Origin of the sequence: Neorhizobium alkalisoli, assembly GCF_002968635.1 — a bacterium.
Taxonomy (GTDB): Bacteria; Pseudomonadota; Alphaproteobacteria; order Rhizobiales; family Rhizobiaceae; genus Neorhizobium; species Neorhizobium alkalisoli.
Genome location: NZ_PVBN01000003.1, coordinates 521179 through 546063, shown reverse-complemented (window position 1 = coordinate 546063; position 24885 = coordinate 521179). Strand labels below are relative to the sequence as shown.

Sequence of the window (24885 nt, the reverse complement as noted above, 5' to 3'; positions counted from 1 at the left end):
TGCAGATCCCGCTGAAGGGTCGCTTTGCGGAAAGATCGTGTTGCTGGGATAGCTTTCGGTCGGCGACAGCATTTGCGTTGCGTCCAGCCTCGAACGAGCTACAGTGGGTGTGTCTGATGGACCAGCTTGGAGGAGCGTTTCATGAAGCGGATGTGGCCCGACGAGTTCAACTTCATTCTGGATGGTGCAGAGGAAGTGACGCTGGAAATTCCCCATACGCCGGGGGCAGACGGCTCAACCAATACGGCAACCCGACGACAAGCGCTGAAAGTTCGGTTATTGCAACAGGACTATGAGCGTATATGGCCGCTTGCAGACGCACGGTTCCGGCTTGGAGGCAGGTTTGCCGGCAAGGCCATCACCATGATTGTCAACAATCCGCTCTATCACCAGTGGCACCCGGCAGACGGCGGAACACAAGGTGGGGCTGACGACCCGGTAAAGCAGCCCATCAAAAAGAACGTCGTCGTGCATTTCCTTCTGGACGATGTGCGTGAACCCGTGGTGACGTAAGCTGCGACAAGAGGGGGCACACCCGGATGTTAGGCGCCAAAAAACATCATGGCTGCCACTGACAAGGCTTGAAGTCGAGCCACCAGCGTCTCGTAGTAGAACCTACATCGATGGAGTGCGGCTATGCTCAAAACTTATCCAGGCCAGGTGAACGGGCGCAGTTTCACCCGCAGTCTTCGGGCTCGTTTGCTTCGGGGGCCCTTGCACGCATGCATGGGATAGGGGCCTGGAGAGCTTTCACCACTGCGGTCAGCCATGGTGTGGCACTCGCGTCCCGCGGGAAGTGCTTCCCTCAAAGTGAAGGGCTGCTACCGCGATGGCGCTGCTAGGCAGTCTGCGATCGGCTCGGGCGCTCATTTGCCCACGAACTGGCGGAGTTGCTCTACGAGTTCCGGGTGAATTCCAGGGGCTGAAAAAGGGCTGCGCGAGTCATAATCTCCATCTAGGGCCCTCGCTCTATGCATGGATATCAATCGGCGCGACACGGAAAGGCCTCGGACAATCCTTCGACCACCAGCGATGATGCGCTCCCTTTCAGACGTTCTGGCGCAAGGGTGCGAAGATAGGTATAGACGCGATCCGCAAGCTCGTGGGGCAGGACTGCCCCGGCCCCGCACCATCGCGTACCGCTCGTCGCGTCTGCTGCCCCGGCGACGTAGGCGTTGGCGCGAGCGCCCGACAGGATGCGGTCGCGCTCACCTTTTGGAACTCCATCGCCTGATCTGCCTTCCAGCGCCTCGATCAGCTCTGCCCCATTCATTATCCAATCACGCGCCTGAGCGCCGGCGAGAGCTGCACTGATAGCTGGGGCTACCGACAACAGCGCAGCAAAAAAAGTCGCGCGAAATTGGTACTTTGCAGTCATCCTGGGCCAGGTCCTTCCCCATTTTCATTTCGATCGGTGATGGCAACGCAGTTGCGGATAAAAAAACGGAAGCCGACCCAAAGCACGACGAGACTGATAAACCAATACAGGCTGTAAACTCCCACAAGCCAAGAAACTGCTGTTACAGCGAAAGCTGAAAGCGGCAAGAACAGGAACTTCGCTTCTCTCGTGGTCATTTCAATTTTCATCGGCATAAACATTACCTATCGCGCCAGTTAATTCGATCTTGCTGGCGGTATAACGCAGGCGTAACACGCTCTAGGATTCCGCGACCGCGTCATGTCCGACCGAAAGGGCCGCCAGCGAGTATTTTCCAGCGTTGAGCAGTGCCAGAAAACGGAATCTTGCCGCTTTACCTTAGATCCGTTCAGCCTTGTAGCGCAGCCACTTTAAAGATCTTTCGCCAAGGCAGTAAAAACGACCTCCGTCCAGGGCCGGAATATCGGGCGATGCTTCGCCGCCATATCGACGGCGAAGCATGGTTTTGCCCGATAACTCAATCATCGTCGTCCGAGGAGTTGGAGGACGAATTCGAACTTGAGTTGCTGGACGAATTCGACGACGAGTTGGAGCTGGAATTGCTCGACGAATTGGATGAACTGTTCGAACTCGAATTGTTCGAGGAGTTCGAGTTGCTGTTCGAGCTGGAGTTGTTCGAAGAGTTCGACGAGCTGTTGGAGTTCGAGTTGGACCGTGATCCGCGATCGTCGTCACGGTCGCGACGCGATTGACTGTAGCTAACCTTGCTGCTCCCCATCGACCTGTCGAGGAAGCGGCTCACGGGATCGTCCGCAATGGCCGGGGCAGGCGCCGAAACGGCTGTCGCGAGGAACGTGCTGAGTACGGCAATGACTTTTTTCATCGTGTTTCTCCTAGTTTGCCGCAGTCTTGGTGACTGCCTAGGAGAAACGTCTGCGAACGTCTGTTATTCCCGTCATAATAAAATAAATTCAATGGCTTATATAAATCGCTAAGGCGCGCGCCTTCGTCCGGAGCGTGTCCGGAGCAAAGAGATGCTGATAGGGTCAGACGTGCTTCAGCGCTGGGCGCGGGCAAATTTCCGATACCATCCGTCCGAAGCGGTAGTCTGTCGCAGGATCGTCTTGCGGACGACCGCTTCGTCTCCGCTTTCGGACCGGATATCTGCGGCCAGGTCCGTCGTGTCGCGACGGAAGGGAATGACTTGGACGATTGGTGTGCCGCGTTCCAGCACATGCAGTCCGTCTTCGCCGGTTGCAAAAAACGGGAAGTGGATCTCGGATCGATAGGTATCCGTATCCACGACGCCGGCGACGACCTCGAAAACGCCGTTTCGGCGGTTCAGCGGCGGCACGAACAGGCAGCTCCAACCCGGCGGCGTAACGATGGTCCAGTAGTTGTGGAACTTGCACGGTGGCATGGGATCGCGCGGATTTCCGGCGACCTGGTGGTTGGCGTGATTGCTGACCATGGTGCGGTCGAAGTCCCAGCCGCAGTTGACGGTCTTTCCGTTGTCCAGGATTTCCATACGGACCGTGGCGGCAAGACCGATCACCCAGCCAGTCGCCATGGCATCGAGAAACGGCATGCAGCGCTTGACTGTCAGGCCATTATCGCCAGGCGATACGCGGGTTTCGGTCACTGGCGGCAGCTTGCGGAACCAATCAGGCAGCGCTGTCTTGGCGCGCACCGGAGCCGGGATTACTGCCTCATCCTCCTTGCGGCAGAGAAAGGTCATTCGCGGTTGCGACTTGCTCAGGAAGGAAAGCGCCATGATTATTCTCCTCGCAAAACGTTGCAGGAAGAACGGTGCCGGTCCACGCTTATTCCCGCACCTTGAAAAAATCAGTCATCCCGTTTTGGAAGTAACCTTTGTTCCTGCTCGGCGGAAAGGGGCGCGCCGGCCTGTATCGAGGCAAGGTAAGCATCAATGGTTTCCTGTGCGGAAGCGGGAACGTAATCCTCAGTGCGCGGAACCGTCAAGGCGAGCCGCGGCACCCAGGTCTCCCCCTGTCGGCAGGCAACGGTTACCGTATTTTCCTGCCGCCGTCTCAGTTCGTACTCGCGGCATAATCCGCCTTTGCCATCCTGAAAGCTGGAAACGATATGAAGCGTCTCGGCCGAGGACCCGAGCGGAACGTCACGGCCCGAGGGTTGTCGGTCAAGGGCGGCGGCAATCGTCGCATCGAATGCCGGGTCAGGGGTGAGGCCGCGCCCGAGCAGAAAACCGCCAATACCGGCGACAGCGGCGAGAATAGAAGCTGCAGCCGGCATCAGCCAAGGAGGATGCGGAGCCCGCGTGGGACGAAGTTGGCGAGAGCGTAACGGAACGACGTTGTCATGCGGGTGCCCGGACTTGTGGGTGACCTTGGCGCCTCGCTCCGCCTCTTCCGCCATGCGGCGAACAGAGGCCATCAACGCCGCCGGCACAGGTTCTCCGATCAGCGGCTTCATTGCCGATGCAACAGCCATACGGCTATTGGAAAAGCCGGCCACCCGTTCCGCCAGCGTCTCGTCTTCCTCCAATGCCTTCTCGATGCGGCTACTCGTTGCCGCGTCGAGTTCGCCGTCGGCGAAGGCCATCAGCGTCTCGTCGTCAAAATATTCCCTGCTCATGCAACGCCGCCTTTCGTATCCGACGAACGTTTCTGCCCCATGCTTATTCCTGTCAGCTCGGAAAGATTCTTGCGCGCACGCGCAAGCCTGCTCATGACAGTGCCGATCGGGATGGACAGTACCTCCGCGGTATCGCGGTAGCTCAGCTCTTCAACGCAAACCAGCACCAGCACTTCACGCTGCTCGTGGGGAAGGCTTTGTAGCGCCACCGACACTTCAAGAAGCTCCATGCGGGCATGCGAGGCGGTCTCCCCCGAGGGGATGGCAACATCGCGTGCCGCGTCCAGGTCCTCCTGCGGGCCGGCAGTTCGGACGCGGCGCAAATGGTCGATCCAAAGATTGCGAAGAATACGGAACATCCACGCATCGAACCTCGTGTCGGGCACGAAGCTGTCGGCGGCGAGAATAGCCCGCTCGCAGGCAGCTTGCACCAGATCGTCGGCGAGTTCTCGCGAATGGCAGAGCGAGATCGCAAATCGTCGGAGGTTGGGCAGGAAGGCCACCAACCTTTGGGGCACAGTGGAGGCTTCGTTCGTCATACCGCCTGTCTGCCACGACATGGAATATTCTGTCGAGCAAAACGTCTACTCAGGGTAACATTCTCGCAGTTCCTTTTCAGGAACAGTCGATTTTTCAATCGGAGATAGAAATGCCGCGCACGATCGCACAATATCTCGCTCGCCTTTCCCTGACGGCAATTCTTGCGTTTGGCGCCATTGTCGCGATGCCCGTGCTGCAGTTGGCCGGGCCATGGCCCGAAACAGTATCTGCCCTTGCCGACGATGATGATGACGACGGAGGGGATGATGATGATGGCGGTGGAAGCTTCAGCGGCGTCGCGGGCGGCGATGACGATGACGACAATCGGCAGGGTGGAGACTTGCGGTCACTGTTTCCCCGGCTATTCCGCCAGGTCGACCGCGCTCCCGCCCGGCGGTCGGTTTCAGTTCCCGATCGCTCGCCAAACGAGATCGTTGCCATCGGGCTTAGCGAGCAGTCGATCTCCAATCTCATCCAGAATGGCTTCGGCGTTGATGGACGAACGCCGGTTGCCTTGACCGGCGGCGAGCTGGTGCGGCTGACGATCCCGCAAGGCGTAAGGCTTGACGAGGCGCGGCAGACGGTTTTGGCCGAAGCTCCATCCGCATCGGTGGACTTCAATCATTTCTATCGGCCAGAACAGCAGGGTACCTCTGCGTGCGGCGAGCGGGGATGCGCCCTTGTCCGGCATATTGTCGGCTGGCCGATCCAAACCGGCGCGTGTACGACGCCACCTCCAATCGGTCTGATCGATACGGCGATCAATGCAAACCACGCGTCGCTTACCGATGCCCGCATCGAAGTTCTGCGCCTTGGCGATGAAACGATACCGCAGTCGGGGGAACAGCACGGTACCGCGGTCGCAGCACTTCTGGTGGGGGCAGCCGGCAGTCGGGCTCCGGGCCTGCTTCCGGCCGCACAACTGGTCGCCGTCGATGCCTTCCGGCCTTACAAGGGCAGGGCCGACGTCGCCAATGTGTATGATCTGGTGCGGGCTCTCGACCTTTTGGCTGCGCGGGACATCAAGGTGGTCAATCTCAGCCTGACCGGTCCAGCCAACTTGCTGCTCGAACAGGCAGTACGCGCCTCGATCGGCAAAGGCGCAATCCTCATCGCCGCGGCCGGCAACGACGGCCCGAATGCCAAGCCCGTTTATCCCGCAGCATATCCGGACGTAATTGCCGTGACGGCGGTGGACAGATTCAGGAAGCCGTACAGGCGCGCAGTGCAAGGCGATCATATCGACATCGCTGCCCCCGGCGTGGGAGTATGGACCGCCGCCTCGGTTTCCGGTGCGCGGAAGAAGAACGGAACATCGTTTGCCGCACCTTTCGTGACTGCGGCAGTTTCCGTACTTTTGGGTGCCAACCCCGGTATGGGCCTACGCGAGGTCGAGACCGAGCTGATGCGGTCGGCCAACGACATGGGAATACCTGGCAAGGACGCCGTCTATGGGTGGGGGCTGCTCAATGCCCGAACGCTGTGTCAAATGTAATGCGGCGCGCTTAGGAGGCTTGCGGTGACAGCGACTTGAAGAGGGCCCGAAGCCCGCTCTTCGTCCGTCAGCTCGTCTTGGTGGATGAATCGCCAGTTGGCGCGGTAGAGCGACCATGTGATGCTCCATCGATTGGGCGGCCGCATCTCTACTCCGGCACGGTTCACGCCTTCGCGGAAGAGAAGTACCGTGCGGATGGGCTCGTAGATCAGGTAATCGAGGAACCGGAGGTTTTCCGCCGACGCACCGCCGAGGGCGGGCATGGGCGATGGCTTGCCCCTATATTCGTCCGATCCTCGGTTGCCCGTCAGGAACTCCACCCGATAGCTCTTGGCGTTCTGGAAGGCGACCACCTTGGCTTTGTCCGCCTGGTGCGGAACCGCTCGGAATTCGGGATCGACCGACTGGAGGATTTCCAGGGTCGGCGGCAAGTTGTCTTGGATGCTCGCAGAGATCGCGAAAGCCGCGTCACCTGTCTGCATGACGCCGAGGGCAGCCGGACGCCGAGCATCCCTAGATAGGTGCTGAAATGCCACCGATCCGATAAGGACGGCCCGTAGCCGGAACAATCCGGCGTCGGCTACAGCCTTCGTGACGTCGCCCGCGAATGGATCGGGTTTGCTGCCAAACGACAGCTGGCGCTTGCACGGCTCCATCGCTTTGCTCAGCCCGGCTAAAAGCACGTTGATCGCATCTTCAAACGAAACCGAAGAGTCTGTGGACGAGGATGAAGCTGACAAACTGACATCCGATGTTTGTCTCAGCGCAGGCAGGTTCTGAGCCGCTTTATCCTCGCTTCATCTAAGCCAAGTCTGATTAGATAGTCCCCTACGCTGCCGTAGGTGTCCCGGATATGGTCGAGCGCCTGGCGCATGCTGCGCGGCTCGGAAGCGAGAACAATTTCGACCAGGCCCGGCGACGTGCCGCGGCCCAGTGCCCGTTCCCGTAGCCTCGCGATCAGCGGGCCGGAAATCGTCGCCGTCAGGGCGTAATCCTCGATAATGGTTGTCTCATCGACGCCGGCATTGGCGAGCAGTAGCGCCGAGATTACGCCGGTGCGGTCCTTGCCGGCGCTGCAATGGAAAAGCACAAGCCCTTCAGGCGCGTCGGCGATGGTCTTCAGGACTTCGGCAATCGCCGGCTGACAATCGTCGATCGCCTGGCAATAACGATCCCCCATGTCGAAGCTGACCTCGGCATTTGCCATCATCTCGACCGGCGCCAATGCGGAAAACAGCGGCGTGTTGTGGTAGCGCACTTCGGCACGCCCCACGAATGGGTTGGCTTCGACGGCGATTTCGTGGGCATTGCGCAGGTCGATGACTGTGGTCAGCCCCTTATCCAACAAGGTGTCGATATCAGCGTCGCTCAGGCGGTGCAATGCGTCGCCGCGCAGGATCGAGCGCCAGCGGGTCAGGCCGCCGTCTGCGGTTCTGTAACCGCCGAGGTCGCGGACGTTGTGGGCGCCCTCCAGCGCAATCAGGCGTTCATGGACAAGCATATCAACGAATTCCGGATTTCATGAAGGATTCGATGACGTGGCGCTGCAGGATCAGGTAGATGACGAGGATCGGCAGGCTCGCAAGGGCGGCGGCGGCCATCAGCGGACCCCAGAGATTGCCTTCCTGGGTCATGAACATTTGCAGACCGATCTGCACGACGGAATTTTCCGGCTTTCGCGACAGCAGCAGTGGCCAGAAATATTCGTTCCAAGCGGAGATGAAGGCGATGATCGCAAGTGAGGCGATCGGAGCGCCCATGTTCGGCGTGACGATCTGCCAGAGGATGCGCCAGCTTTTCGCTCCGTCGATGCGGGCCGCCTCAAGGATCTCGGTGGGAAAGGAGCGCATCGCATGGTACAGCAGCAGGATCGCGAAGGCGGCCACGGCGTTCGGCACGACGAGGCCTGTCAGCGTATCGAGAAGGCCGAGCCTTGAGGCGAGCACATAATTCGGGATCATAGTCACCTGGAACGGCACGAGCCAGGAGAGCGCGATGAGACCGTGGACGAGGCCCGCGAGCCGGATACGCCAGCGAACCAGTGAGTAAGCCGCGAAAAGTCCGGTCGCGACCTGGAGCGCCGCCGTTGCTGCAGCCACAACCGTCGTATTGACGAGCATTTCCAGCATCGGAATGCGGGTCAACACAAATGCATAGTTTTCGAACGTGGGGTTCGCAGGCCAAAGCGCGGTCGAGAAGGTTTCGTTTTCCGGCCGCAGCGACGTGACGATCATCCAGTAAATCGGAAAGATTGACAGGATGGAGAGCAGGATCATCATGGCGTGAATGGCAAGGCGGCGAAGCCTGCCGCTTTTCGGCGTCACCAGGCCCGCAGCCCGGCTGGTTTCGGAGGCTTTAATTGTCATAGACCGCATACCTCTTCATGAGCCACATGCAGCCCGCCGCAATCACCGCGAAACCGGCAAACGCAATCATGCCGGCGGCCGAACTCCAGCCGGCCGACATGGTCTGGAAACCGTATTCCCAGAGCAGGTAGAAGATGTTGGTGGTCGATTTCAGTGGGCCGCCATTGGTCAGCACGTTGATATAGGCGAAGCTCCATTGCGCCCCGAACAGGATCGTCATCATCGACAACAACAGGATGGTCGGCGAGAGCAGCGGCAGGCGGATATCGCGAATAATGCCCCAGCGGCTGGCGCCGTCGATGCGGGCGGCCTCGATATAGGAAGGATTGATGCCAGCATTCGCCGCGGAGAAGAGTAGCGTCGAAAAGCCGATCAATTTCCAACCGGTGATCCAGGTGAGCGTCGCCAGCGCATATTTCGGATCGGTCAGGAAGCCGATGCGGCCGAGCCCTAGCCCCTCGAGACCGAGCGTGATCAGGCCCTGATCTTCGTTGAGTAGCCAGCGCCAGAGGATTGCAGCAACCACGGGTGCCACGATCATCGGAACGAAGATCAGCGCGCGATAAATCATTCTGGCACGGCCGGTAAGATCCTGCGTCCAGATCGCCACGAAGAGCGGGATGATCACTGACATCGGGAACAGGCCGAGAATATAGTAGAGGGTATTCCAGAGAGCGTTGCGCATCTCCGGAAGCGCCATGAGGCGCTGGTAATTGCGGAGTCCGACGAAGCGTTGCGGCGCGGTCGGCAGCATGTTCCACTGGTAGAAGGAGAGCTGGAATGCTTCGACCAGGGGAATATAGGTCCAGACCATCAGCAGGACGAGTGCCGGCGTGAGATAGAGCCATGGCAGGACGGTGAACGTGCCGCGCTCTCGTGCTGCCGGGGTGGCGCGGGCAAGGGTGAGCGGCCTGGCAAGATCGGCCTGAATATCTGTCATGAAGCCACCTGGATCGAAGAAACCGACGCGGGGCGGGAAAGCGAGACCCGCCCGGCATCTCCTCGGGATTTCGTTAGGGCATGAGATCCTGGCCCTGGACCTGGGCGGCCTTCAGCGTGGCCACCGGATCGCCGCTGCCGAAGACGGCTTCGCGGACCGAGTCCATCATCATCTTTTCGACCTGGCGGTAGTTCGGCCCCGGGAAGGCGACATTCGGCGTCAGGCGGTTCAGCTGCTCAAGATTGGCGCGGAACATCGGATTATCCTTGACCCAGGCGCCGAGGTAGTTCGGGTCGTCGACGATATCGAGCCGCAGCGGCAGGTAGCCGATCTTGGTGGTGATGACCGTGTAGGCTTCCTTGCTGGTCAGGAACTTCAGGAGTTCGTAGGAAGCGCGCTGCTTGGCCGGGTCTTTGCTGAAGACGAAAAGTGCGCTGCCGGAATTGGTCGGCGCCGTCGGCTTTTCGCCGAAGGACGGCATCGGGGCGAGGCGAAGATCGAACTTGCCGGCCGCCGCCTTCTTGAAGCTGCTCAGCGTCGCGGTCGTGTAAAGGAACATGCCGAGATTGCCGGCCGCAAAGGTATCCGTCGCGCTGGCCGGATCGATCTTGGCATGGGCGCCGCTGCCAACCATGTCGCGCATGGCCTTGACCGCTTCGGCTGCATTCTGGTCGGCGAAGGTCAGCTTGTTGCCTTCGCGCACCCTGCCGCCGTTCGACATGACGATCGCCTGATAGACGAAGGTGCCGTCGCTTGGGCCGTAGGCGCCGGGGAAGAATCCGTTCCTGCCGGTCTTTTCCTTGATCGCCTTGCCGGCAATGTCGATGTCGGCCCAGGTCTTTGGCGGGTTCTCGGGGTCGAGGCCGGCCTGCTTGAAGAGGTCCGCATTGTAATAGAGGATCGGCGTCGAGAAGGTGTAGGCAAGTCCATAGGTCTTGCCGTCCACCTTGCCGAGTTCGAGGCCCTTGGCGAACATACCCCTAAGGTGCGCCTTCAATTCGTCCGGTTTCACCATGTCTTCGAGCGGGTTGCCGCCGAGGTCGTTGGCGATGAAGATCAGGTCACGGAAGGTCAGCTGGGCGACGTCGGGCTGCTTGCCGGCGACGATATCGGCCTGGACGCGGTTGATGATCTCGTTCGACGGAACGGCGACCGTCTCGACCTTGACGTTCGGGAACTTCTTCTCGAAAGCCGCCAGCAGTTCCCTGGTCGCGTCGGCACCGGCGCTCGCGGAGGCGAGATTGTAATTATAGAAACTGATCGTCACCGGCTTTTCGACGGTCGCAGGCATTTCGGCAAGCGCGCCGAAGGGCAGCATAGAGGCGGCGGTGAGCGTCGCCATGAGTTTGAGCGTGGTTCTGCGCAGCATTCGCGGTCTCCTGGGCAAGTTATTCAGCGGCGACGGGCATTGCCCGTGCCATCAGAAGTTCAAGCGGATAGGTGTTGAGCTCGGCACGGTCGGACGGCAGTGGCACGAATGCCATAGTAAGGCCGGACGGGCGGATGGTGCCGATGCCGAAGGAGGCGCCGCGCACCATGCGGAGAATGTCGGTGCGCAGAATATCGGTCGCGGCATGCTGGCCGGTGCCCACGACAACCGGAATGCCATGCCAGACCGAGACACGGTCGTGATGGATATGGCCGCTCAGGATGCCGATGATATTGCGACCCCTCAGCAGTTCACGGAAGCGTTCCGACTGCGGGAAGTGGATCGTCCGCCAGTGCGCCGCATCGGGTTCTTCGCCCAGGGCCGGTGGATGATGGACAACGATCAGCTTCGGCAGGTCCGGATGGATCTCGAGCGTGGATGCGAGCCAGTCGAACTGTTTCGGATCGATCGTGCCGCCAATCAGGCCGGGGGTCGAGGAATCGATTGTGACGATGTGGATGCCGTCGATGACGGTGTCGTGGTCGTAAGGCGCATCCGGATCATGGGTCTCGATGTCCATACCCTCGTAGAAGCCCGGGCGGGTGTCGTGGTTGCCGAGCGCGTAGACGACCGGAATATCGAGTTTTGCATCCATGATCGCCTTCAGGCGGCGAAAGCTTTCCGCATCGCCGCGATTGGTCAGGTCGCCGCTGGCGATCACGAATTGCGGTTTCGGCGTCACGGTGACGACGAGATCAAGGATTTGGTTCAGCGTTTCAGTTGTGTCGCTGTGCAGATGGTCATCGTCGGCGCTGCCGATATGCAGGTCGGTAAGATGGATGAAAGTCGTTTCGCGTCGCACCGGATGCCTCCATGGATGACGGTTCGTCTGGAGGATCGATAGAAGGCCTTTGTTTCGCAGGAGTGACGGATTTCGAATGCTGTTTGAATTGCGCGAGGGGATCGGCCAGTGAGCGGAAGTGGCTCAGGCCATCCGCCGGAACATCGGGGCAATCACTTCGACCATTCGGGCAATGATGAGTTCGGGATCATTGAGGTCCATGCGGTTGTTGGTGAGCACTTCGGTACGAGAGCGACTTCGGGTGACCTGCGAACGGATGCCGAGCGCGCAGTTGAGCCGCCAGCCGATATCCACTTCGTCGAGCCATGGAGCAACTCGCTTCAAAGGAGCTATGAAGGCCCGATGGTGTTCGATATCGTCGATGATCCTACGATAGTACGACGCCTCTTCGCGGTGGACCTTCGCCATTGCGGTGAAATGCGAAAGGACCGGGTAGCTGGAGGTCGGATCGAGACTCCAGCGGATTGATGGCCCCACAAGCGCGGCGATCACCTCTTCGAGATCGGGCGGTTCAGGCGCCCGCCGGTCGACGGCCCTGCGCAGCAGACTTAGGCGTTCGGCGTTCAGCCTGCGATAGACCCGTTCGGCCACCGCCGCCACCAGCGCCTCCTGGCATCCAAAATGATAGGCGATCGCTGAGGGCGTAGCATGAGCCTCGACGGCAATGCGTCGCGCCGTCAGGTCCTCCAGCGCCGCGGATTCGCAGAGCAGATGCTCGCAAGCATCCATCAGCCTCATGGCGGTGAGATTGGTGCGACCGTGCATACTTCACTCCCCGAACAGCACGGTCTTATGCTCGGTTCGTGTAGCGTAGATGACACCGGTCTCCTGGGAAAATATTCTCCGGCGGTAAAAGCATCGATCCTGTGGGCAGCGCACCGTCATCAAGATGTTAACAAAGGAAAATACTTAAATTGTCAGGATTTCTTTTCGGATCATGCCCGGTCCCGATCGGAGGAGACCTGTCGCGGGATAATTTTGCCGCCGGTCCGGAGCATCTGATCGGACGCAAATAACGGCCACAAGGGGTACCCGATGGAACGTTTCTTTCGACAGATGCAGGGACCGAACGCGGCCACCGCTCGTCGTGGCGGCGTCATCCTTGCCAGTCTGCTGCTTTCGGCATCGGCGACAATGGCAGACCCGATACGCGGGGCTGGGTCGACCTTCGCTGCGCCAATCATCGCCAAATGGGCCGAGAACTACGAGCAGGCCCGTATGGACGACGGCGATTTCAGTTCGCCGGACTGGACCGTAGATTACGAGCCGGTAGGTTCCCTGGCCGGCTTGATGCGCCTTGACCAGCCCGAACTCGACTTCGCTGCATCAGACGTGCCCGTTTCACATGAGGAACTGGCCAAGCGTGGTCGCCAGCAGTTTCCGATCGTGCTCGGCAGCGTGGCTATCGCCGTCAACCTCGATGGGATCGAAAAGGGCGGGATCAATCTCACGGGACCGATCCTTGCCGACATTTATCTGGGAAAGATCAAATCCTGGGCTGACCCTGCGATCAAGACCGTCAACCCGGATATCGCGTTCCCTGACCTCGCGATCAGCCCCATCACCCGCAAGGATGGCTCGGGCACCACCTTTATGTTCACGGAATATCTGTCGTCTACCAGCCCGGAATGGAAGGCGACCCATGGGTTTGACACTCTGATCGCCTGGCCGGTGGGCCGAGGGGTCGAGGGTACGCGGGACCTGATACGCGCCGTACAGGCGACCAAGGGCGCGATCGCCTATGCCGATTTCGGCCAGGTGGAACGGGCAAATCTGCCTTTCGCAGCCATCGGCAACAAGGCGGGTAAGTTCGTGAAGCCGGGGCCGGAAGGTGTGCGGGCCGCCGCTAGCGCCACCGTCTGGGATGAGGCCAAGGATTTCGCCATGTCGTTGACCGATCAACCGGGTGAGGGCGCCTATCCGATCAGCGGCGCAACTTTCGCAATCGTTTCCACGAAAATCGGATCGAACAGGGTCGGGCGGGTTCGGGACTTCTTCCGCCTGGCATTCGAAAACGGCAGCAAGGACGCTGAAGCGCTCGGCTACGTGCCCGTGACGCCGCAAGTGGTCAGCCAGGTCGTGAAGTACTGGCTGAAGAACGACACTGCCGCCAGCCAGTAAGCTGGGGCTTTTGTAGGCGAGCTCTCGCTCAGGCGCCCTAGACCGGTAGCGAAGGGCCTCGTTGCATCGCGCCTCGAAGGCGCAAAGGGGGTAAGGCGTAATGAACATCGACATCTTTAAGGACATCCTGGTCCCGGTTATCGGCGGCCTTGGTATTTTCATGCTTGGCCTGGAGTTTATGTCGAATGGCATCCAGGCGCTCTCCGTCAACAAGATGCGGGCATTCCTCGCCAAGGCCGCAGGTACGCCGATCAAGGGGGTAGTTGCCGGTACGGTCATCACCGGCGTCATCCAATCTTCCACGGCCATGACCGTCATGGTCGTCGGTCTCGTCAATGCGGGTGTCGTCGGCTTGCGGCCGGCCATCAGCGTCATCATGGGCGCCAATATCGGCACGACGCTCGGAAACGGGTTGATCGCCCTGCCGCTTGGCCCCCTTGGTCTGATCTTCGCCGGTGTATTTTCGCTGGTCTATTGCTTTGCCAAGAGCGAGAAGGTGCGCAACATCGCGCTGGCCTGTATGGGCTTTGCGCTGATCTTCTACGGCCTCAATCTGATGACCGGCGGCCTTCGGCCGCTGCGCAACATACCGGAGGTCATGGCCGTTCTGTCGACGCTGACGGCGGACTCTTACTACAACCTGATCAAATGCGTGCTGATCGCTGCCGGCGTTACCGCGATGATCCACTCGTCGTCTGCGACGATCGGGATCGTCATGGGTCTCGGCGCGGCTGGCGTCCTCGATTGGACGACGGCGGTTGCCTTCTCGCTGGGTGCTGATCTCGGGACCACGATCACGTCGTGGATTGCCTCCCTCAACCTCTCGAAGAACGCCAAACGTGCGGCCTACGCGCATATGTCCTTCAACATTATCGGCGTCTGCATCACCGTACCGTTGTTCTTCGTTTCGATCGACGTGTTGGCATGGGCGATGCAATGGTTCGGCGGCGATCCAGGCGTTCCCGTCGTGATCGAGGGCAAGGAGACGTTTCCCTTGGTTCCGGTGGCTGTCGGTCTTTATTCCACTTTCTTCAACGTCTTCAACACGGCGCTTCTGTTTCCCTTTGTCGGAGTGTTCGACCGGGTTCTGTCGCGTATTGGCCGAACGGATGCCGAGGATGCGGAAGACTATTCGACACCAAAATTCCTCGACCGTAAGCTCACCGGCGATTTCGCACGCGCTGTCCCGGCCGTCCAGCAGGAGACCGCGCGCCATCTGCAGGCTGGCGCGATGTTCCTGGATATCGCCCGCTCCGCCAAGTCGGCCCCATCCGATCCGGGCGAGCACTATCTTGCGACCGATATCCTCAGCCGAGATATTCGTGACTATACCGCATCGCTGATGAAGGAAGATCTGCCCTATGAGCAGCTCGATCTGGTGGCCAGCCTGATCGAGGAGGCAGACTTCACCGCTGCCCTGACAGAATCGATGCATCAGGTGGCCCGACGGGTGAAGCGGGAGAAATTCAGCGATCCGGCCCGTGCGATCGTGGACGTCGCACTGAACAAGCTCGATGCTGCGTTGCAGGAAATCATGCCCGATCACGGCGTTGTTCGCCCCGACATGCCTGCCGGCCACGTCAGCTTTCCAGATGTCGAGGAATTGCGTGCTCGTACCCTGGCACTCGGCCCAAATGCGGGCGCTGCTGAACGCGGAACGATCCTCGCGCTCCTCGGCTCTATCGAGCGTGCGGAAATCCTGATCCATCGTATCCATGCAGAGCGCAAGTCCGTCAACCGGCAGAGTGTCCTCTCGAAGGTTTCGCCGAAACGGGAACAGCAGACTCGTCCTCCTCTAAACGAGGGCGGGTTGAGTCCGATGCCGGCCGAATAACGGCCATTGCCGCCAGGACCTGTGCGTGGCATCTTCCGGTGGACGATGCCACGTCTGCTTTGAGGGACGGGCTGCCCGTTGCCGCTGTGCAATCTCTCCTACCGAGGGAGGCTCGAATGAGCGTCGGCCTGATCGCCCTTCTTGATGATATCGCGGCATTGGCGAAGGTGGCTGCGGCCTCACTCGACGATATTGCCGGCCAGGCTGCCAAGGCTGGCGCGAAAGCGGCAGGTGTCGTCATCGACGATGCGGCGGTCACGCCCCGCTACGTCACCGGGTTTTCGGCCGCACGCGAATTGCCGATCATCGGCAAGATCGCGCTAGGTTCGCTGAAGAACAAGTTGCTGGTCCTTCTTCCCGCTGCGCTCATCCTGAGCATTGTTGCGCCGCAGGCGATCACGCCGTTGTTAATGATCGGCGGTCTCTTTCTCTGTTACGAGGGTGCGGAAAAAGTCTACGCGCTGGTGCTGCCGCATGCAGCCCACGCCCATGAATCGACGCTCGAGACGTCTAGTTTCGACGCCCAATCGCTCGAAGATGAGAAAGTTGCGGGCGCCATCAAGACGGATTTCATCCTGTCGGCTGAAATCATGGCGATTACGCTCGGCGCCCTGCCGACAGGCAGCATCTACACGCAGGCGCTCATCCTTGCTGCGGTCGGATTGGGCATAACAGTCCTGGTTTATGGCGGCGTAGCGCTTATCGTTAAGGCCGATGATCTGGGTCTGATGCTGGCGCGCGTGCAGATGGCGGCACCGGTGGGCGCCGTGCTGCGTGCGATCGGCAGAGGGCTTGTCTCAGGCATGCCCTATTTTTTGAAGGCGCTCGGCATTGTGGGAACAGCCGCGATGATCTGGGTCGGTGGCGGCATCATCGTTCATGGTCTTGAAAGCTATGGCGCCAGCGGCCTTGCGCATGTGATCCACGACGCCGGGGAGGCGACCGCGCATGCCGTTCCTGCCCTGGCGTCCGTACTGAGATGGATCGTCGAGGCAGCCGGAGCGGGTATAGTGGGTATCGTTGCCGGTTTGATGGCAATTCCGATCGTCGGCTACGGCATCTCACCGATGTGGCGCAAATTTAAATCGCTGCTGCCTCGCCGCCGGCGAAAAGAGGTGCTGGCGAACGGTGAGAAGTGAACCCTGCGGCCATAGATGCGACGCGATCTTGAGTAGTTCGACAGTCCACGGCGTCAAGCCACGCGTCATATCCAGCGGGCCCGTTTGAAGCGGATGAAAAGTGCAATGCACAAAACGGCAATAACCCCCAAGACGACAAAATAGCCGTAGCTGGTTTTCAACTCCGGCATGTTGTCGAAATTCATGCCGTAGATGCCGGCGATTGCTGTCGGAACCGCGAGAATGGCGGCCCACGCCGCGAGCTGCCTGGTGATTGTGCCCTGTCTTTGCTGCTCAAGCAGATTGCTCGCCTCGAAAACCGAGGTGATCACGTCGCGCAAGCTTGCAACCATGGTTTCGACGCGGTGCATGTGTTGAAGCGCGTCGCGAAAATAGGGCTTGGCTTCCTTGTCGAGCGACGGGAGGTCGAGATGGTAGAGTTTTCCGCAAAGGTCGAGCATAGCGTCCAGCACCCGCTGAAACAGGATGACTTCACGTCGCAGCTTGAAAATGCGCTTGATCTGGTTGCGATCAAGAAAAGCGTCGAGCATCTTTCTTTCCATGTCGAGAACGGAATCCTCGATCGTGCGCACAATGGGAAGATAGCCGTCGATGATGAAATCAAGAAGGGCATGCAGGATGTAGTCGGTGCCATGGCAGAGCGTCTGCGGCGATGTTTCCAGCCTGCCGCGCAGTTCTCCATGCCCCCGCTCCGATCCATTGCGGACGGTTATGATATAGCGCTTGCCGACGAAAATTGCTGTTTCGCCATAGGTGATGTGATCGGCCTCAAGCTGTGCCGTCTTTGCGATGACGAACAATTGGTCGTCATAAACGCTGAGCTTCGGCATTTGCAGAGAACTGAGGGCATCAGCGACCGAGAGTTCGTGAAGACCAAAACGGCTTTGCAGCAGAAGGAGTTCTTCCCGACTGGGCTTGTGCAGTCCTATCCAGATGAATTCGTTGTCCGCCGCCGGAATTGATACAGCCTCGAATGGTACCGCCTCAACCCGCCGTCCGTCGCGATAGAGGTAGGATGCGGCAACGCTCATGCAGGCTTCCCGGGTTTTCACGATCCATGAGACGCCCCCTCGCAGGTTCATGGCTACGATGTGATACCCGCAATGTCACGACGCTTTTGTGACTATGCTGGTCCAAAGTTCATCGACAGACATGTATCGATCCGGCGCAGCGGCCGACGCTTTGTCTCCAGACATTTCCTGGTCCAGCGTAAAATCACTGCACTCAAATGACGAAGTCGAAGCGTCCGAACCGACCGTCATCGGTTCCGTTTACGGTAAGAAGCAGAGATTCGTGGAAGATCCGATCATCGGCGTTCTCCGGCTCGTTGGGGAAGAAAAGTTGGGTGGTCAGGACACTTCCGCCGGAGCGTTGAACTTTAAAGTGGAAATGACGGGTTCGGCCAGGATAAAGCGCCGGCACGATCGTATTGAACCACCAGCGCCCCTGCGCGTCGGTAAACTGGTGTCCGCGCAGGCGAAAGCCTTCCCGGTCGTATTCGCCATTTTTGTCCGCGTGCCAAATCTCCACGAGGCTGCTAGGCAACGGCCGGCAGCGATTATCGAAGACATACCCCGCAACGGTTATCCGTTCACCGCCAGGCGAACCGGGATAGAGATCGCGATTGAGCGGCGAGTTCGGCTTGAAGAAGGGACCGGCTTCCCGTTCGAGAGTAAGTCCGTCACCATCATCGCATGCCCGGGTCAGGGGCAGTTCCGGTACGGCTTGCGCGAACGCCTTCACGTTGGCGGCATCAATGAGAGGCAGCGACAGAAAAGCTGTCAGAAGAGAGCGTCGGGTCGAGGGCAAGGTATTTCTCCCGGTCTTTGAGACGTTGCTACGGAGAGCGGCCGCGGTTGAATTGCAGCCGCCTTGCCGCGTTTGCCTGCGCTTCCCGGATGAGACCGGAATACATCTTTTCCTTGCCCGGATACCATGGCATGGATCCGATGGATCCGAAAGCGGGGATCGTTTCCATATGCGCGACCATGCGTCTGCGCGTGCGTTCGTTCGGAAGCGGGCCTGTCATCGCCTGAATGTTATCGCTCATATGATCGGGATTGGACGTGCCGCAGAGGACGCTCGTCACGGCAGGATGCGCCATGACCCACTTCAGGAAGAATTGCGCCCAACTCGTCGCGCCGAACTCCTCTGCGAACCCCGGAAGAGGATGTCCCTCGACCACTTTCATAAGCCGTGCCTTTTCGAGTGGCAGATTGATGAGTACGCCGACACCTTTGTCGGCAGCGGCAGGAAGCAAACGCCGATCGGCGTCACGATTGAAGATCGAGTAGTTCGTCTGAACGAAGTCGACGTCGTCGCGCTCCACGATTGCCGTCAGCTGCTCGTGCGCCGCCGACTCGTGATGGGTCACGCCGACATTGCGTATCTGTCCTTCCTTTTTCCACGCCTTCAAAAGCGGAATGACCACCTGGGCATTGGTGATGCTGTGGCACTGCATGAGGTCGATGGTTTCTCGCCAGGTGCGCAGTCGCGACTGCCGGAAGCTCTCCTGCGCGTGGCTTTCATCGCCGAGATATTCTCCCGTCGACCACACCTTATTGGCAAGGAAGAGCTGATCTGGTCCAGGAAACTCTCCCATGAACTGTCCGACGCTGACCTCGGCTGAACCGTAAAGGGGCGATGTGTCCACCACGCGACCTCCAGCAGCGATATACCTCTCGAAGACTTGCCGAAGATCATCACGACGGTCACCCGGCTTCCTGTCGAAGGTCAAAAACGTGCCTAGACCAAGGGCCGTCAGCCTTTCACCGGTACGCGGCAACGTGCGGGTCAGCACGTCCGGGTTCGATCCCGACGTGGGCGAAGCTGTATTCCTATCCTGGGCCTGTACGGTGGTGGGGACGGCTAAAGCCAGCCCCGTTGCGGCCGCCCCCACCGTTCCGAGAAAACCGCGTCGGTTTATCCTCGACTGGTCCATGAGATGTCTCCTGTGTCGCTGTTGTCGATTTCAGAACTGCCAGCCGGCAGGAACCCAAGCGTAGCCGCCATCGGTCTTGAGCATCCGCCCGAGGCCCGGAAACGGATAATGGAACCCAAGCACCGGAATACGATCGGCAGCCGCCCTGTCGAAGATACGGTGGCGAGAGGCGAGTGCGGTCTCCTTGTCGCGATCCGGTCCGGGACGCCAGGGATTGTCGACATTGACGACCGGATGGTAGGCAAGGTCCGCTGTCAGCAACAACTGATCATTTCCGGAATGAACGAGGAAGGTCGCCATGCCGGGCGTGTGGCCGGATGCGACGATCGTCGTGAGGCCCGGCACGATCTCGGCGCCGGCTTGGTACAGCTCGACATCCTTGGTGACGGGTTCAAGGCTGCGCTTGATTGCTGCGCCGAAACGCACGCGAAAATCCTCCGGCACGGGCATATAGGAAAGATCCGGATCGTTGCGGACGAAGAAGTCCCAATCCGCCTTTGGCAGGAAAACGGTGGCGCGGGGAAAAGCCTTGCTTCCGTCTGCGGTTCGCAGGTTTCCAACATGGTCGGGATGAGTGTGTGAGATCACCACGGCATCGATGTCTTCGGGGCCGAGCCCAATCGCCGCCAGATTGTGGAAGATACGGCCGCCGTTCGGACCCATCGTGCCGCCCGCACCGGCCTCGATGAGAATCCTCCGGCCGCCGGTTTCGATCAGAAGGGTATTCAGGTTGAGCTTCATGTGATCAGTCGGCAGGAATGCCTGCCGCAGTACTTCCTGAAGCTCCGCCTCAGGCGCGTCGCTCGCATAAACCTTGGGCGGGCCGCCGATAACGCCATCGCTCAGAACGGTTGCACTGATCTCGCCGATACGGAAGCGGTAGTGGCCCGCGTTTCCGGATGTCAGCGTCGCCTGGGCATTCGCGATACCGCCACCGGCCGCCACGAACATGCTCGATGCGCCGACGACGGCGGAGAGCATGACGGCGCGTCTCTTCAGAGTGAACACATTCATTGGTATTCCCTTCGTGATGATGAGCCGCCAAGTCGCCACGCCCAGCCGAGGGGTCGTGAAGGCGGCCAAACAGCATGGCGATCAGAGTTCGACGATTGACTGGATTGAGCATGACACGGCGTCTTCGCTCTGATAAGCCATGCAAACGTGCTCAGCTTGATAAGGTCAGCTTCGCAATGAATCCACCTCGTCTGGATAGTTTCGATGTGTTCGCCTCGATCGTCCGCTGTGGCGGCTTTCGCGCCGCGGCGCTCGAGCGGGGCGTCTCATCATCGGCGTTGAGCCAAACGATTAACGCTCTGGAAGAGGCTCTCGGTATCCGACTCCTCAATCGAACGACGCGGAGCGTGTCGCCGACGGAGGCGGGTCAGCGTCTCCTCGATCGTCTTAGTCCAGCTCTGAGCGATATCCAGCTCGCTATAGCGGAGATTGATGAGCTGAGAGAAAATCCCTCGGGGACCTTGCGCATAAATGCGCCAGCTCCCGCCGTTGATCATCTCCTCTGTCCGCTCGCGTTCGACTTCATGGAAGCCTATCCGGCGGTCAAAATTGAACTCGTTAGTGACGCTGCGGTGATCGATATCGTTGAGCAGGGTTTCGACGCCGGTGTCCGCTTCGGGAAGCAGTTGGCAAAAGACATGATCGCGGCTCCCCTGGGGCTGCCGCTCCGATATGCGATCGTGGCTTCACCGAACTATCTAACACGGCATGGGTGGCCGATGACGCCCCATGATCTGGTCCATCACGACTGCATACGCCGCAGATTTCCAGGTGGGACACTGGTTTCATGGAAGTTCCGCAACGGACGTGATGAGTTGGATATCAACCCGGAGGGGCGGCTGACACTCAGTTCGGCGCACAACGAGCTCCAAGCGGCTTTGGCGGGAAGGGGGATCGCGCATGTCTTTGAGGAGTATGCGCGGCCTTTTATCAATGCGGGTCGATTGGTTGAGGTGCTTCCCGATTGGAGCCCGATATTGCCCAGCTGGTTTCTCTATTATCCCAATCGCCGCCTTCCAAGCGCCGCCATGCGAGCGTTTCTGGATCATGTGAAGAGCTACAAATGGCACGCATCCACCCACCCAATTCATCCCGCTGGTGCGCCGAGTTCGAAGGATGCTGGTAGCCAATGAACAACTTGATCCGGCCAGTGATCAGCTGACCACCGGCTTAACTGGCTGAAAAAAATGTCTCTTTGATCGAGGCGAGTTTTTGGCGGAGCTGGAGTTCTCGCGGGAGTAGGCAGAATTGTCGATTAGCCGACGGGCGATTTCTCACGATCAACTGCAAACGAGCTCAAGATCGAACGAAGAAATCATTTCTCGCAAAGCCGCCGCTCGCCGGAATAGGGCTGATAGGTGCAGTCCGAGGGGCGGAATGAACGGTAGCTGCGAGAACAGGCGGTGATGTTACAAGATTGGGCTGAACTTTGGCCCGTGATCTCTTCCCCCGAAGCCGTAACATTGGGCGTCGGCTCGGCAAGCGCCTCTTTCATGAAATCCCGCCAGATTCGCGCGGGCAGTGCGCCGCCCGTAACTCCGTTCATCGGCGCATCGTCATCGTTGCCAACCCAGACGCCCGCTACGAGTGGCTCGGTGAAGCCGACGAACCAGGCATCGCGGTTGTTCTGGCTGGTGCCGGTTTTTCCCGCTGCAAAAGTGCCGGGATCGGCGCCACGCCCAGTACCGCGCTCCACAACGAGCTGCAGCAGGCCAAGCAGGTCTGACTGATAGAGAGAAAGGTCGGTGGCGGGCCTCGATTGCGGGCCAACACGAAATACATTCGGTTGCCCTGCCGCCTGGAAATCGATGATGCCCCAGGGCTCGACCGGCGCCTTGCCGAGATGGACAGATGCATAGGCCGCGGTGAGATCGAGGAGGTTTACCTCGGAGGTACCGAGCGCCAAAGATGGGGTATTTGCAAGCGCCGCGTCGATCCCGAGTTCACGCGCGGCGGCAATCACATTGTCCAACCCTATTTCCTGGGCGAGTGCCACCGTCGCGGCGTTCAGCGATCGGGCGAAAGCCTCGGCGAGCGTGACCCAGCCGCGATAATCTCCGCCGGAGTTTTCCGGCGACCAGCCATTGATATCGACCGGTGCATCCAGAACCCGATCTGACAATGTCAGCCCTCTCTTCAGTGCCGCATAGAATACGAAGAGCTTGAAGGTGGAGCCGGGCTGGCGCATTGCGGTGACCGCTCGATTGAACTGGCTCGCCTTATAGTCACGCCCACCGACCATCGCGACAACTGCTCCCTCTGGCGTCATCGCCACCAACGCTGCCTGCGACGCTCCCGACGCTTTCCCCTGCCGATCAAGAGCCTCGCTCACCACCCTTTCGGCGATCTTTTGCAGTCGAGGGACCAAAGTGGTGCGGACCGTGGTGGATCCAGGCGAGGAACCGGCGACTTCGCTCGCCTGCGGGGAGATCCAGTCGGCAAACCAGCTTCCCGAGCGAGGCGTGGGCGTCGTTGGTTGAAGTTTCGCGAAGCTTCCCTTTGCCGCTTCCGCTTCCGAGGCCGTGATCTTGCCGTTTGCAACCATGGCGTCGAGCACCACTGTCGTACGTTGCCGAGCCCCATCTGCATTGCTGATCGGGTTCCATTGGCTGGGAGCTCGCAACAGCCCAGCCAACATGGCCGCTTCAGGCAAGTTCAGTTCGCCGATCTCCTTGTTGAAATAAATCCGGGCTGCCGCTGGCATCCCGGTCGCGCCGGCACCCAGATAGGCGCTGTTGAGGTATCGGGTGAAAATTTCCTGCTTGCCGAGCTTCCATTCCAACCAAAATGCGATGACCAGTTCCTGGATCTTTCGCTTTAATGTGCGGTCGCTATCGAGGTACTGCAGCTTGATGAGTTGTTGTGTGATCGTACTGCCGCCCTGCACCACCGATCCCGCCTGGATATTTCGGAGGAGCGCTCTGGTAATGCCTTGAAGGTCGATCCCCACATGATCCATGAAGCGTCGGTCTTCGATGGAAAGTACGGCCTCGAGGAGGTGAGGGGGAAATTGGTCATAGCCGGCATAGGGGCCCTGATAGGGCCCCTGGCGTACGAGCGGCGCGCCATTTGCTGATTCCAGAACGACAACCGGCTTCAAAGAGCCGGCAGCGATTTCCCGCCATGGCACGTCTTTCAAAGCCCATATGAACATGGCTGAAACCGCCACCAAGCCGGTAAATCCGGTCAGGCCAAGCACGCCTCGGATAGAGCGCAGTGCGGGCAACCGGATCGACCCCGCACGCCGGCTCACCCCATGGAAAAATGCTGCCGCTGTCGCCCAGAGCCCCCCGCGCCCGTGGTCAGGCGGAAGTTCTGTTTTCTGTTGATCGCGAGCGCCTGGAGCTTTGCGAAGGTATTTCGCCCTGATCGTACTCATGAAGGTGCGGGCCGAAGACGATGCACTTGCGGCAGCACTTGCAACGTCCTGCCCAAACGCGGTGATCAGAGCCGAAAGCGCTCTCTGACTTTGCGAAAAGCCTTGGCTGCGACCTGACGTCGGTTCTTCGTTGCGGGCAGCCGGATGGGCCGGTTCCCCTAAGTGGGGCTCCGCGCTCGAGCGGGCAGAGCCACGAGCGTCGTGATGATCAGGTCCGTTGGAGTTCTCTTCAGAAATGGGCAGTCGTCCGGTTCAGTACCTCGACAAAACATAGCGCTTTGCTGATCCCGGAAAAGGCGCGATTTTCAATTTCGTCGGCATACTTCCTCTCAACTAGCCCCGCAGATCGTTCGAAAACTCTCGATGGCGATCGATCGGAGGAAAGGGAAGAGCCAGGCGACGGAGTTCGACTGGCGAAGAGGCGGAAAGGCCGTCAGATCTTGATCACCTGATCGCGCCAAAATACGACCACGTATCCTCCTGACGGCGCGGCCTCCGCTGCCCACGCCTGAAGTTGAGACATGTATGGCTCATGGCGCCATTGATCGGAAAAATCGGGATCGGCAAGGACTGTGATTTGCCCGCCCTGCCGGTATACCATCATGTTCGATCTTGACGGCTCCCACTCATCGCCAAGCGCTTCACTTGCCAGCCAAAGGCAGACGAATTCCCGGCACACTTCTGGGCGAGCTGGGTAAATCGAACAGCCTTGGCCGGCTAAACAGTGCTTGCACCACTCATCCGCTGGTTTTTCAAAATAATCGATATCGGGCAACCGGCAACAAAGTGTGCAAGTTCCGCAGGTGCGGCTGTTGACCGCGAGAAAGCTCAAATCCATGCCTAACCGTATCACGCTTTCCCGCCGAAGCTCCCACTCTTACCAAGGCACGC

Annotated in this window: 25 protein-coding genes; 7 read left to right on the top strand and 18 right to left on the bottom strand. The window is 59.6% G+C overall.

Translation table 11 applies throughout. From position 1 onward, the window contains the following. The first annotated feature begins 150 nt into the window (after window positions 1-150). The gene (locus C5L13_RS09930) at window positions 151-513 is read left to right on the top strand and encodes a hypothetical protein (protein WP_105383160.1); all 363 of its coding nucleotides are present in this window, start codon (window positions 151-153) and stop codon (window positions 511-513) included. A gap of 469 nt (window positions 514-982) precedes the next feature. Here the strand turns inward: C5L13_RS09930 and C5L13_RS09925 are convergent, their stop codons facing one another. Continuing rightward, window positions 983-1273 (bottom strand): Rap1a/Tai family immunity protein, encoded by a 291-nt coding sequence (locus C5L13_RS09925; protein ID WP_158693429.1) that lies wholly within the window; start codon window positions 1271-1273, stop codon window positions 983-985. A 101-nt stretch (window positions 1274-1374) separates the two neighbouring features. Then, window positions 1375-1593: a hypothetical protein gene (locus tag C5L13_RS09920; protein WP_158693428.1), complete on the bottom strand. Its 219-nt coding sequence runs from the start codon at window positions 1591-1593 to the stop codon at window positions 1375-1377. Between the two features lie 150 nt (window positions 1594-1743). On the opposite strand from C5L13_RS09920, the gene C5L13_RS29135 reads away from it, so the two are divergent. Then, on the top strand, window positions 1744-2130 hold the full coding sequence (locus C5L13_RS29135) for a hypothetical protein (RefSeq protein WP_205836823.1): 387 nt from the start codon (window positions 1744-1746) through the stop codon (window positions 2128-2130). A 305-nt stretch (window positions 2131-2435) separates the two neighbouring features. Here the strand turns inward: C5L13_RS29135 and C5L13_RS09910 are convergent, their stop codons facing one another. The 3 genes from C5L13_RS09910 to C5L13_RS09900 form a co-directional block, all read right to left on the bottom strand. Further along, window positions 2436-3152, bottom strand: coding sequence for a DUF6065 family protein (locus C5L13_RS09910; protein ID WP_105383092.1), 717 nt, complete (start codon window positions 3150-3152; stop codon window positions 2436-2438). Window positions 3153-3223: 71 nt separating this feature from the next. Then, on the bottom strand, window positions 3224-3994 hold the full coding sequence (locus C5L13_RS09905; protein WP_105383091.1) for an anti-sigma factor family protein: 771 nt from the start codon (window positions 3992-3994) through the stop codon (window positions 3224-3226). Next, window positions 3991-4533 carry an RNA polymerase sigma factor gene (locus C5L13_RS09900; RefSeq protein WP_105383090.1) on the bottom strand — a complete coding sequence of 181 codons (543 nt, stop codon included), beginning with the start codon at window positions 4531-4533 and terminating at the stop codon, window positions 3991-3993. Before C5L13_RS09900 ends, C5L13_RS09905 begins: the two co-directional genes overlap by 4 nt. A gap of 110 nt (window positions 4534-4643) precedes the next feature. Between C5L13_RS09900 and C5L13_RS09895 the strand changes: the two genes are divergently transcribed. Then, window positions 4644-6029 carry a S8 family serine peptidase gene (locus tag C5L13_RS09895; protein ID WP_105383089.1) on the top strand — a complete coding sequence of 462 codons (1386 nt, stop codon included), beginning with the start codon at window positions 4644-4646 and terminating at the stop codon, window positions 6027-6029. Here C5L13_RS09895 and C5L13_RS09890 read toward each other — a convergent pair. The 7 genes from C5L13_RS09890 to C5L13_RS09860 all read right to left on the bottom strand — a co-directional run bounded on the left by C5L13_RS09890 (window position 6020) and on the right by C5L13_RS09860 (window position 12331). After that, window positions 6020-6685 carry a GSU2403 family nucleotidyltransferase fold protein gene (locus C5L13_RS09890; RefSeq protein WP_105383088.1) on the bottom strand — a complete coding sequence of 222 codons (666 nt, stop codon included), beginning with the start codon at window positions 6683-6685 and terminating at the stop codon, window positions 6020-6022. The genes C5L13_RS09895 and C5L13_RS09890 overlap by 10 nt on opposite strands. A gap of 104 nt (window positions 6686-6789) precedes the next feature. Further along, window positions 6790-7530 (bottom strand): tyrosine-protein phosphatase, encoded by a 741-nt coding sequence (locus C5L13_RS09885; RefSeq protein ID WP_105383087.1) that lies wholly within the window; start codon window positions 7528-7530, stop codon window positions 6790-6792. Between the two features lies 1 nt (window position 7531). Beyond that, complete coding sequence (locus C5L13_RS09880) at window positions 7532-8395, bottom strand: carbohydrate ABC transporter permease (RefSeq protein ID WP_205836822.1); 864 nt, start codon at window positions 8393-8395, stop codon at window positions 7532-7534. After that, entirely contained in the window at window positions 8385-9335 is a 951-nt protein-coding gene (locus tag C5L13_RS09875; RefSeq protein WP_105383086.1) for a carbohydrate ABC transporter permease, read from the bottom strand. The genes C5L13_RS09880 and C5L13_RS09875 overlap by 11 nt, the downstream gene beginning before the upstream one ends. Before the next feature lie 73 nt (window positions 9336-9408). Continuing rightward, on the bottom strand, window positions 9409-10704 hold the full coding sequence (locus tag C5L13_RS09870; protein ID WP_105383085.1) for an ABC transporter substrate-binding protein: 1296 nt from the start codon (window positions 10702-10704) through the stop codon (window positions 9409-9411). A gap of 19 nt (window positions 10705-10723) precedes the next feature. Further along, the gene (locus tag C5L13_RS09865; RefSeq protein WP_105383084.1) at window positions 10724-11566 is read right to left on the bottom strand and encodes a metallophosphoesterase family protein; all 843 of its coding nucleotides are present in this window, start codon (window positions 11564-11566) and stop codon (window positions 10724-10726) included. A gap of 123 nt (window positions 11567-11689) precedes the next feature. Further along, window positions 11690-12331 (bottom strand): TetR family transcriptional regulator, encoded by a 642-nt coding sequence (locus C5L13_RS09860; protein WP_105383083.1) that lies wholly within the window; start codon window positions 12329-12331, stop codon window positions 11690-11692. A 270-nt stretch (window positions 12332-12601) separates the two neighbouring features. Here C5L13_RS09860 and pstS point away from each other — a divergent pair, with 270 nt between their 5' ends. The 3 genes from pstS to C5L13_RS09845 all read left to right on the top strand — a co-directional run bounded on the left by pstS (window position 12602) and on the right by C5L13_RS09845 (window position 16660). Next, window positions 12602-13687, top strand: a complete 1086-nt coding sequence (gene pstS, locus C5L13_RS09855) for a phosphate ABC transporter substrate-binding protein PstS (protein ID WP_105383082.1) — start codon at window positions 12602-12604, stop codon at window positions 13685-13687. Window positions 13688-13787: 100 nt separating this feature from the next. Beyond that, window positions 13788-15521 carry a Na/Pi cotransporter family protein gene (locus tag C5L13_RS09850; RefSeq protein WP_105383081.1) on the top strand — a complete coding sequence of 578 codons (1734 nt, stop codon included), beginning with the start codon at window positions 13788-13790 and terminating at the stop codon, window positions 15519-15521. Between the two features lie 116 nt (window positions 15522-15637). Then, a complete protein-coding gene (locus tag C5L13_RS09845; RefSeq protein ID WP_105383080.1) occupies window positions 15638-16660 on the top strand; it encodes a DUF808 domain-containing protein in 1023 nt (340 codons plus the stop codon). A 65-nt stretch (window positions 16661-16725) separates the two neighbouring features. Here the strand turns inward: C5L13_RS09845 and C5L13_RS09840 are convergent, their stop codons facing one another. From C5L13_RS09840 to C5L13_RS09825, 4 genes are all read right to left on the bottom strand, one after another. Continuing rightward, a complete protein-coding gene (locus C5L13_RS09840) occupies window positions 16726-17691 on the bottom strand; it encodes a magnesium and cobalt transport protein CorA (RefSeq protein ID WP_105383079.1) in 966 nt (321 codons plus the stop codon). A 193-nt stretch (window positions 17692-17884) separates the two neighbouring features. After that, window positions 17885-18469 carry a dioxygenase family protein gene (locus C5L13_RS09835; RefSeq protein ID WP_105383078.1) on the bottom strand — a complete coding sequence of 195 codons (585 nt, stop codon included), beginning with the start codon at window positions 18467-18469 and terminating at the stop codon, window positions 17885-17887. Window positions 18470-18497: 28 nt separating this feature from the next. After that, window positions 18498-19601 (bottom strand): aldo/keto reductase, encoded by a 1104-nt coding sequence (locus C5L13_RS09830; protein ID WP_105383077.1) that lies wholly within the window; start codon window positions 19599-19601, stop codon window positions 18498-18500. Window positions 19602-19631: 30 nt separating this feature from the next. Further along, complete coding sequence (locus tag C5L13_RS09825) at window positions 19632-20615, bottom strand: MBL fold metallo-hydrolase (protein ID WP_105383076.1); 984 nt, start codon at window positions 20613-20615, stop codon at window positions 19632-19634. A gap of 110 nt (window positions 20616-20725) precedes the next feature. Between C5L13_RS09825 and C5L13_RS09820 the strand changes: the two genes are divergently transcribed. Continuing rightward, window positions 20726-21748, top strand: coding sequence for a LysR family transcriptional regulator (locus tag C5L13_RS09820; protein ID WP_105383075.1), 1023 nt, complete (start codon window positions 20726-20728; stop codon window positions 21746-21748). Window positions 21749-21930: 182 nt separating this feature from the next. On the opposite strand, the gene C5L13_RS09815 is transcribed toward C5L13_RS09820, so the two are convergent. Both C5L13_RS09815 and C5L13_RS09810 read right to left on the bottom strand, forming a co-directional pair. Beyond that, on the bottom strand, window positions 21931-23769 hold the full coding sequence (locus C5L13_RS09815; RefSeq protein WP_245571202.1) for a PBP1A family penicillin-binding protein: 1839 nt from the start codon (window positions 23767-23769) through the stop codon (window positions 21931-21933). Between the two features lie 658 nt (window positions 23770-24427). Next, window positions 24428-24832, bottom strand: a complete 405-nt coding sequence (locus tag C5L13_RS09810; protein WP_105383073.1) for a YkgJ family cysteine cluster protein — start codon at window positions 24830-24832, stop codon at window positions 24428-24430. Window positions 24833-24885: the final 53 nt, after the last annotated feature.

Coding starts and splice junctions, on each gene's coding strand:
- C5L13_RS09930 (WP_105383160.1), top strand. CDS start 151: ATGTGGCCCGACGAGTTCAACTTCATTCTGGATGGTGCAGAGGAAGTG.
- C5L13_RS09925 (WP_158693429.1), bottom strand. CDS start 1,273: ATGAATGGGGCAGAGCTGATCGAGGCGCTGGAAGGCAGATCAGGCGAT.
- C5L13_RS09920 (WP_158693428.1), bottom strand. CDS start 1,593: ATGCCGATGAAAATTGAAATGACCACGAGAGAAGCGAAGTTCCTGTTC.
- C5L13_RS09910 (WP_105383092.1), bottom strand. CDS start 3,152: ATGGCGCTTTCCTTCCTGAGCAAGTCGCAACCGCGAATGACCTTTCTC.
- C5L13_RS09905 (WP_105383091.1), bottom strand. CDS start 3,994: ATGAGCAGGGAATATTTTGACGACGAGACGCTGATGGCCTTCGCCGAC.
- C5L13_RS09900 (WP_105383090.1), bottom strand. CDS start 4,533: ATGACGAACGAAGCCTCCACTGTGCCCCAAAGGTTGGTGGCCTTCCTG.
- C5L13_RS09895 (WP_105383089.1), top strand. CDS start 4,644: ATGCCGCGCACGATCGCACAATATCTCGCTCGCCTTTCCCTGACGGCA.
- C5L13_RS09890 (WP_105383088.1), bottom strand. CDS start 6,685: ATGGAGCCGTGCAAGCGCCAGCTGTCGTTTGGCAGCAAACCCGATCCA.
- C5L13_RS09885 (WP_105383087.1), bottom strand. CDS start 7,530: ATGCTTGTCCATGAACGCCTGATTGCGCTGGAGGGCGCCCACAACGTC.
- C5L13_RS09880 (WP_205836822.1), bottom strand. CDS start 8,395: ATGACAATTAAAGCCTCCGAAACCAGCCGGGCTGCGGGCCTGGTGACG.
- C5L13_RS09875 (WP_105383086.1), bottom strand. CDS start 9,335: ATGACAGATATTCAGGCCGATCTTGCCAGGCCGCTCACCCTTGCCCGC.
- C5L13_RS09870 (WP_105383085.1), bottom strand. CDS start 10,704: ATGCTGCGCAGAACCACGCTCAAACTCATGGCGACGCTCACCGCCGCC.
- C5L13_RS09860 (WP_105383083.1), bottom strand. CDS start 12,331: ATGCACGGTCGCACCAATCTCACCGCCATGAGGCTGATGGATGCTTGC.
- pstS (WP_105383082.1), top strand. CDS start 12,602: ATGGAACGTTTCTTTCGACAGATGCAGGGACCGAACGCGGCCACCGCT.
- C5L13_RS09850 (WP_105383081.1), top strand. CDS start 13,788: ATGAACATCGACATCTTTAAGGACATCCTGGTCCCGGTTATCGGCGGC.
- C5L13_RS09845 (WP_105383080.1), top strand. CDS start 15,638: ATGAGCGTCGGCCTGATCGCCCTTCTTGATGATATCGCGGCATTGGCG.
- C5L13_RS09840 (WP_105383079.1), bottom strand. CDS start 17,691: ATGAGCGTTGCCGCATCCTACCTCTATCGCGACGGACGGCGGGTTGAG.
- C5L13_RS09830 (WP_105383077.1), bottom strand. CDS start 19,601: ATGGACCAGTCGAGGATAAACCGACGCGGTTTTCTCGGAACGGTGGGG.
- C5L13_RS09825 (WP_105383076.1), bottom strand. CDS start 20,615: ATGAATGTGTTCACTCTGAAGAGACGCGCCGTCATGCTCTCCGCCGTC.
- C5L13_RS09820 (WP_105383075.1), top strand. CDS start 20,726: ATGACACGGCGTCTTCGCTCTGATAAGCCATGCAAACGTGCTCAGCTT.
- C5L13_RS09815 (WP_245571202.1), bottom strand. CDS start 23,769: ATGTTCATATGGGCTTTGAAAGACGTGCCATGGCGGGAAATCGCTGCC.
- C5L13_RS09810 (WP_105383073.1), bottom strand. CDS start 24,832: ATGGATTTGAGCTTTCTCGCGGTCAACAGCCGCACCTGCGGAACTTGC.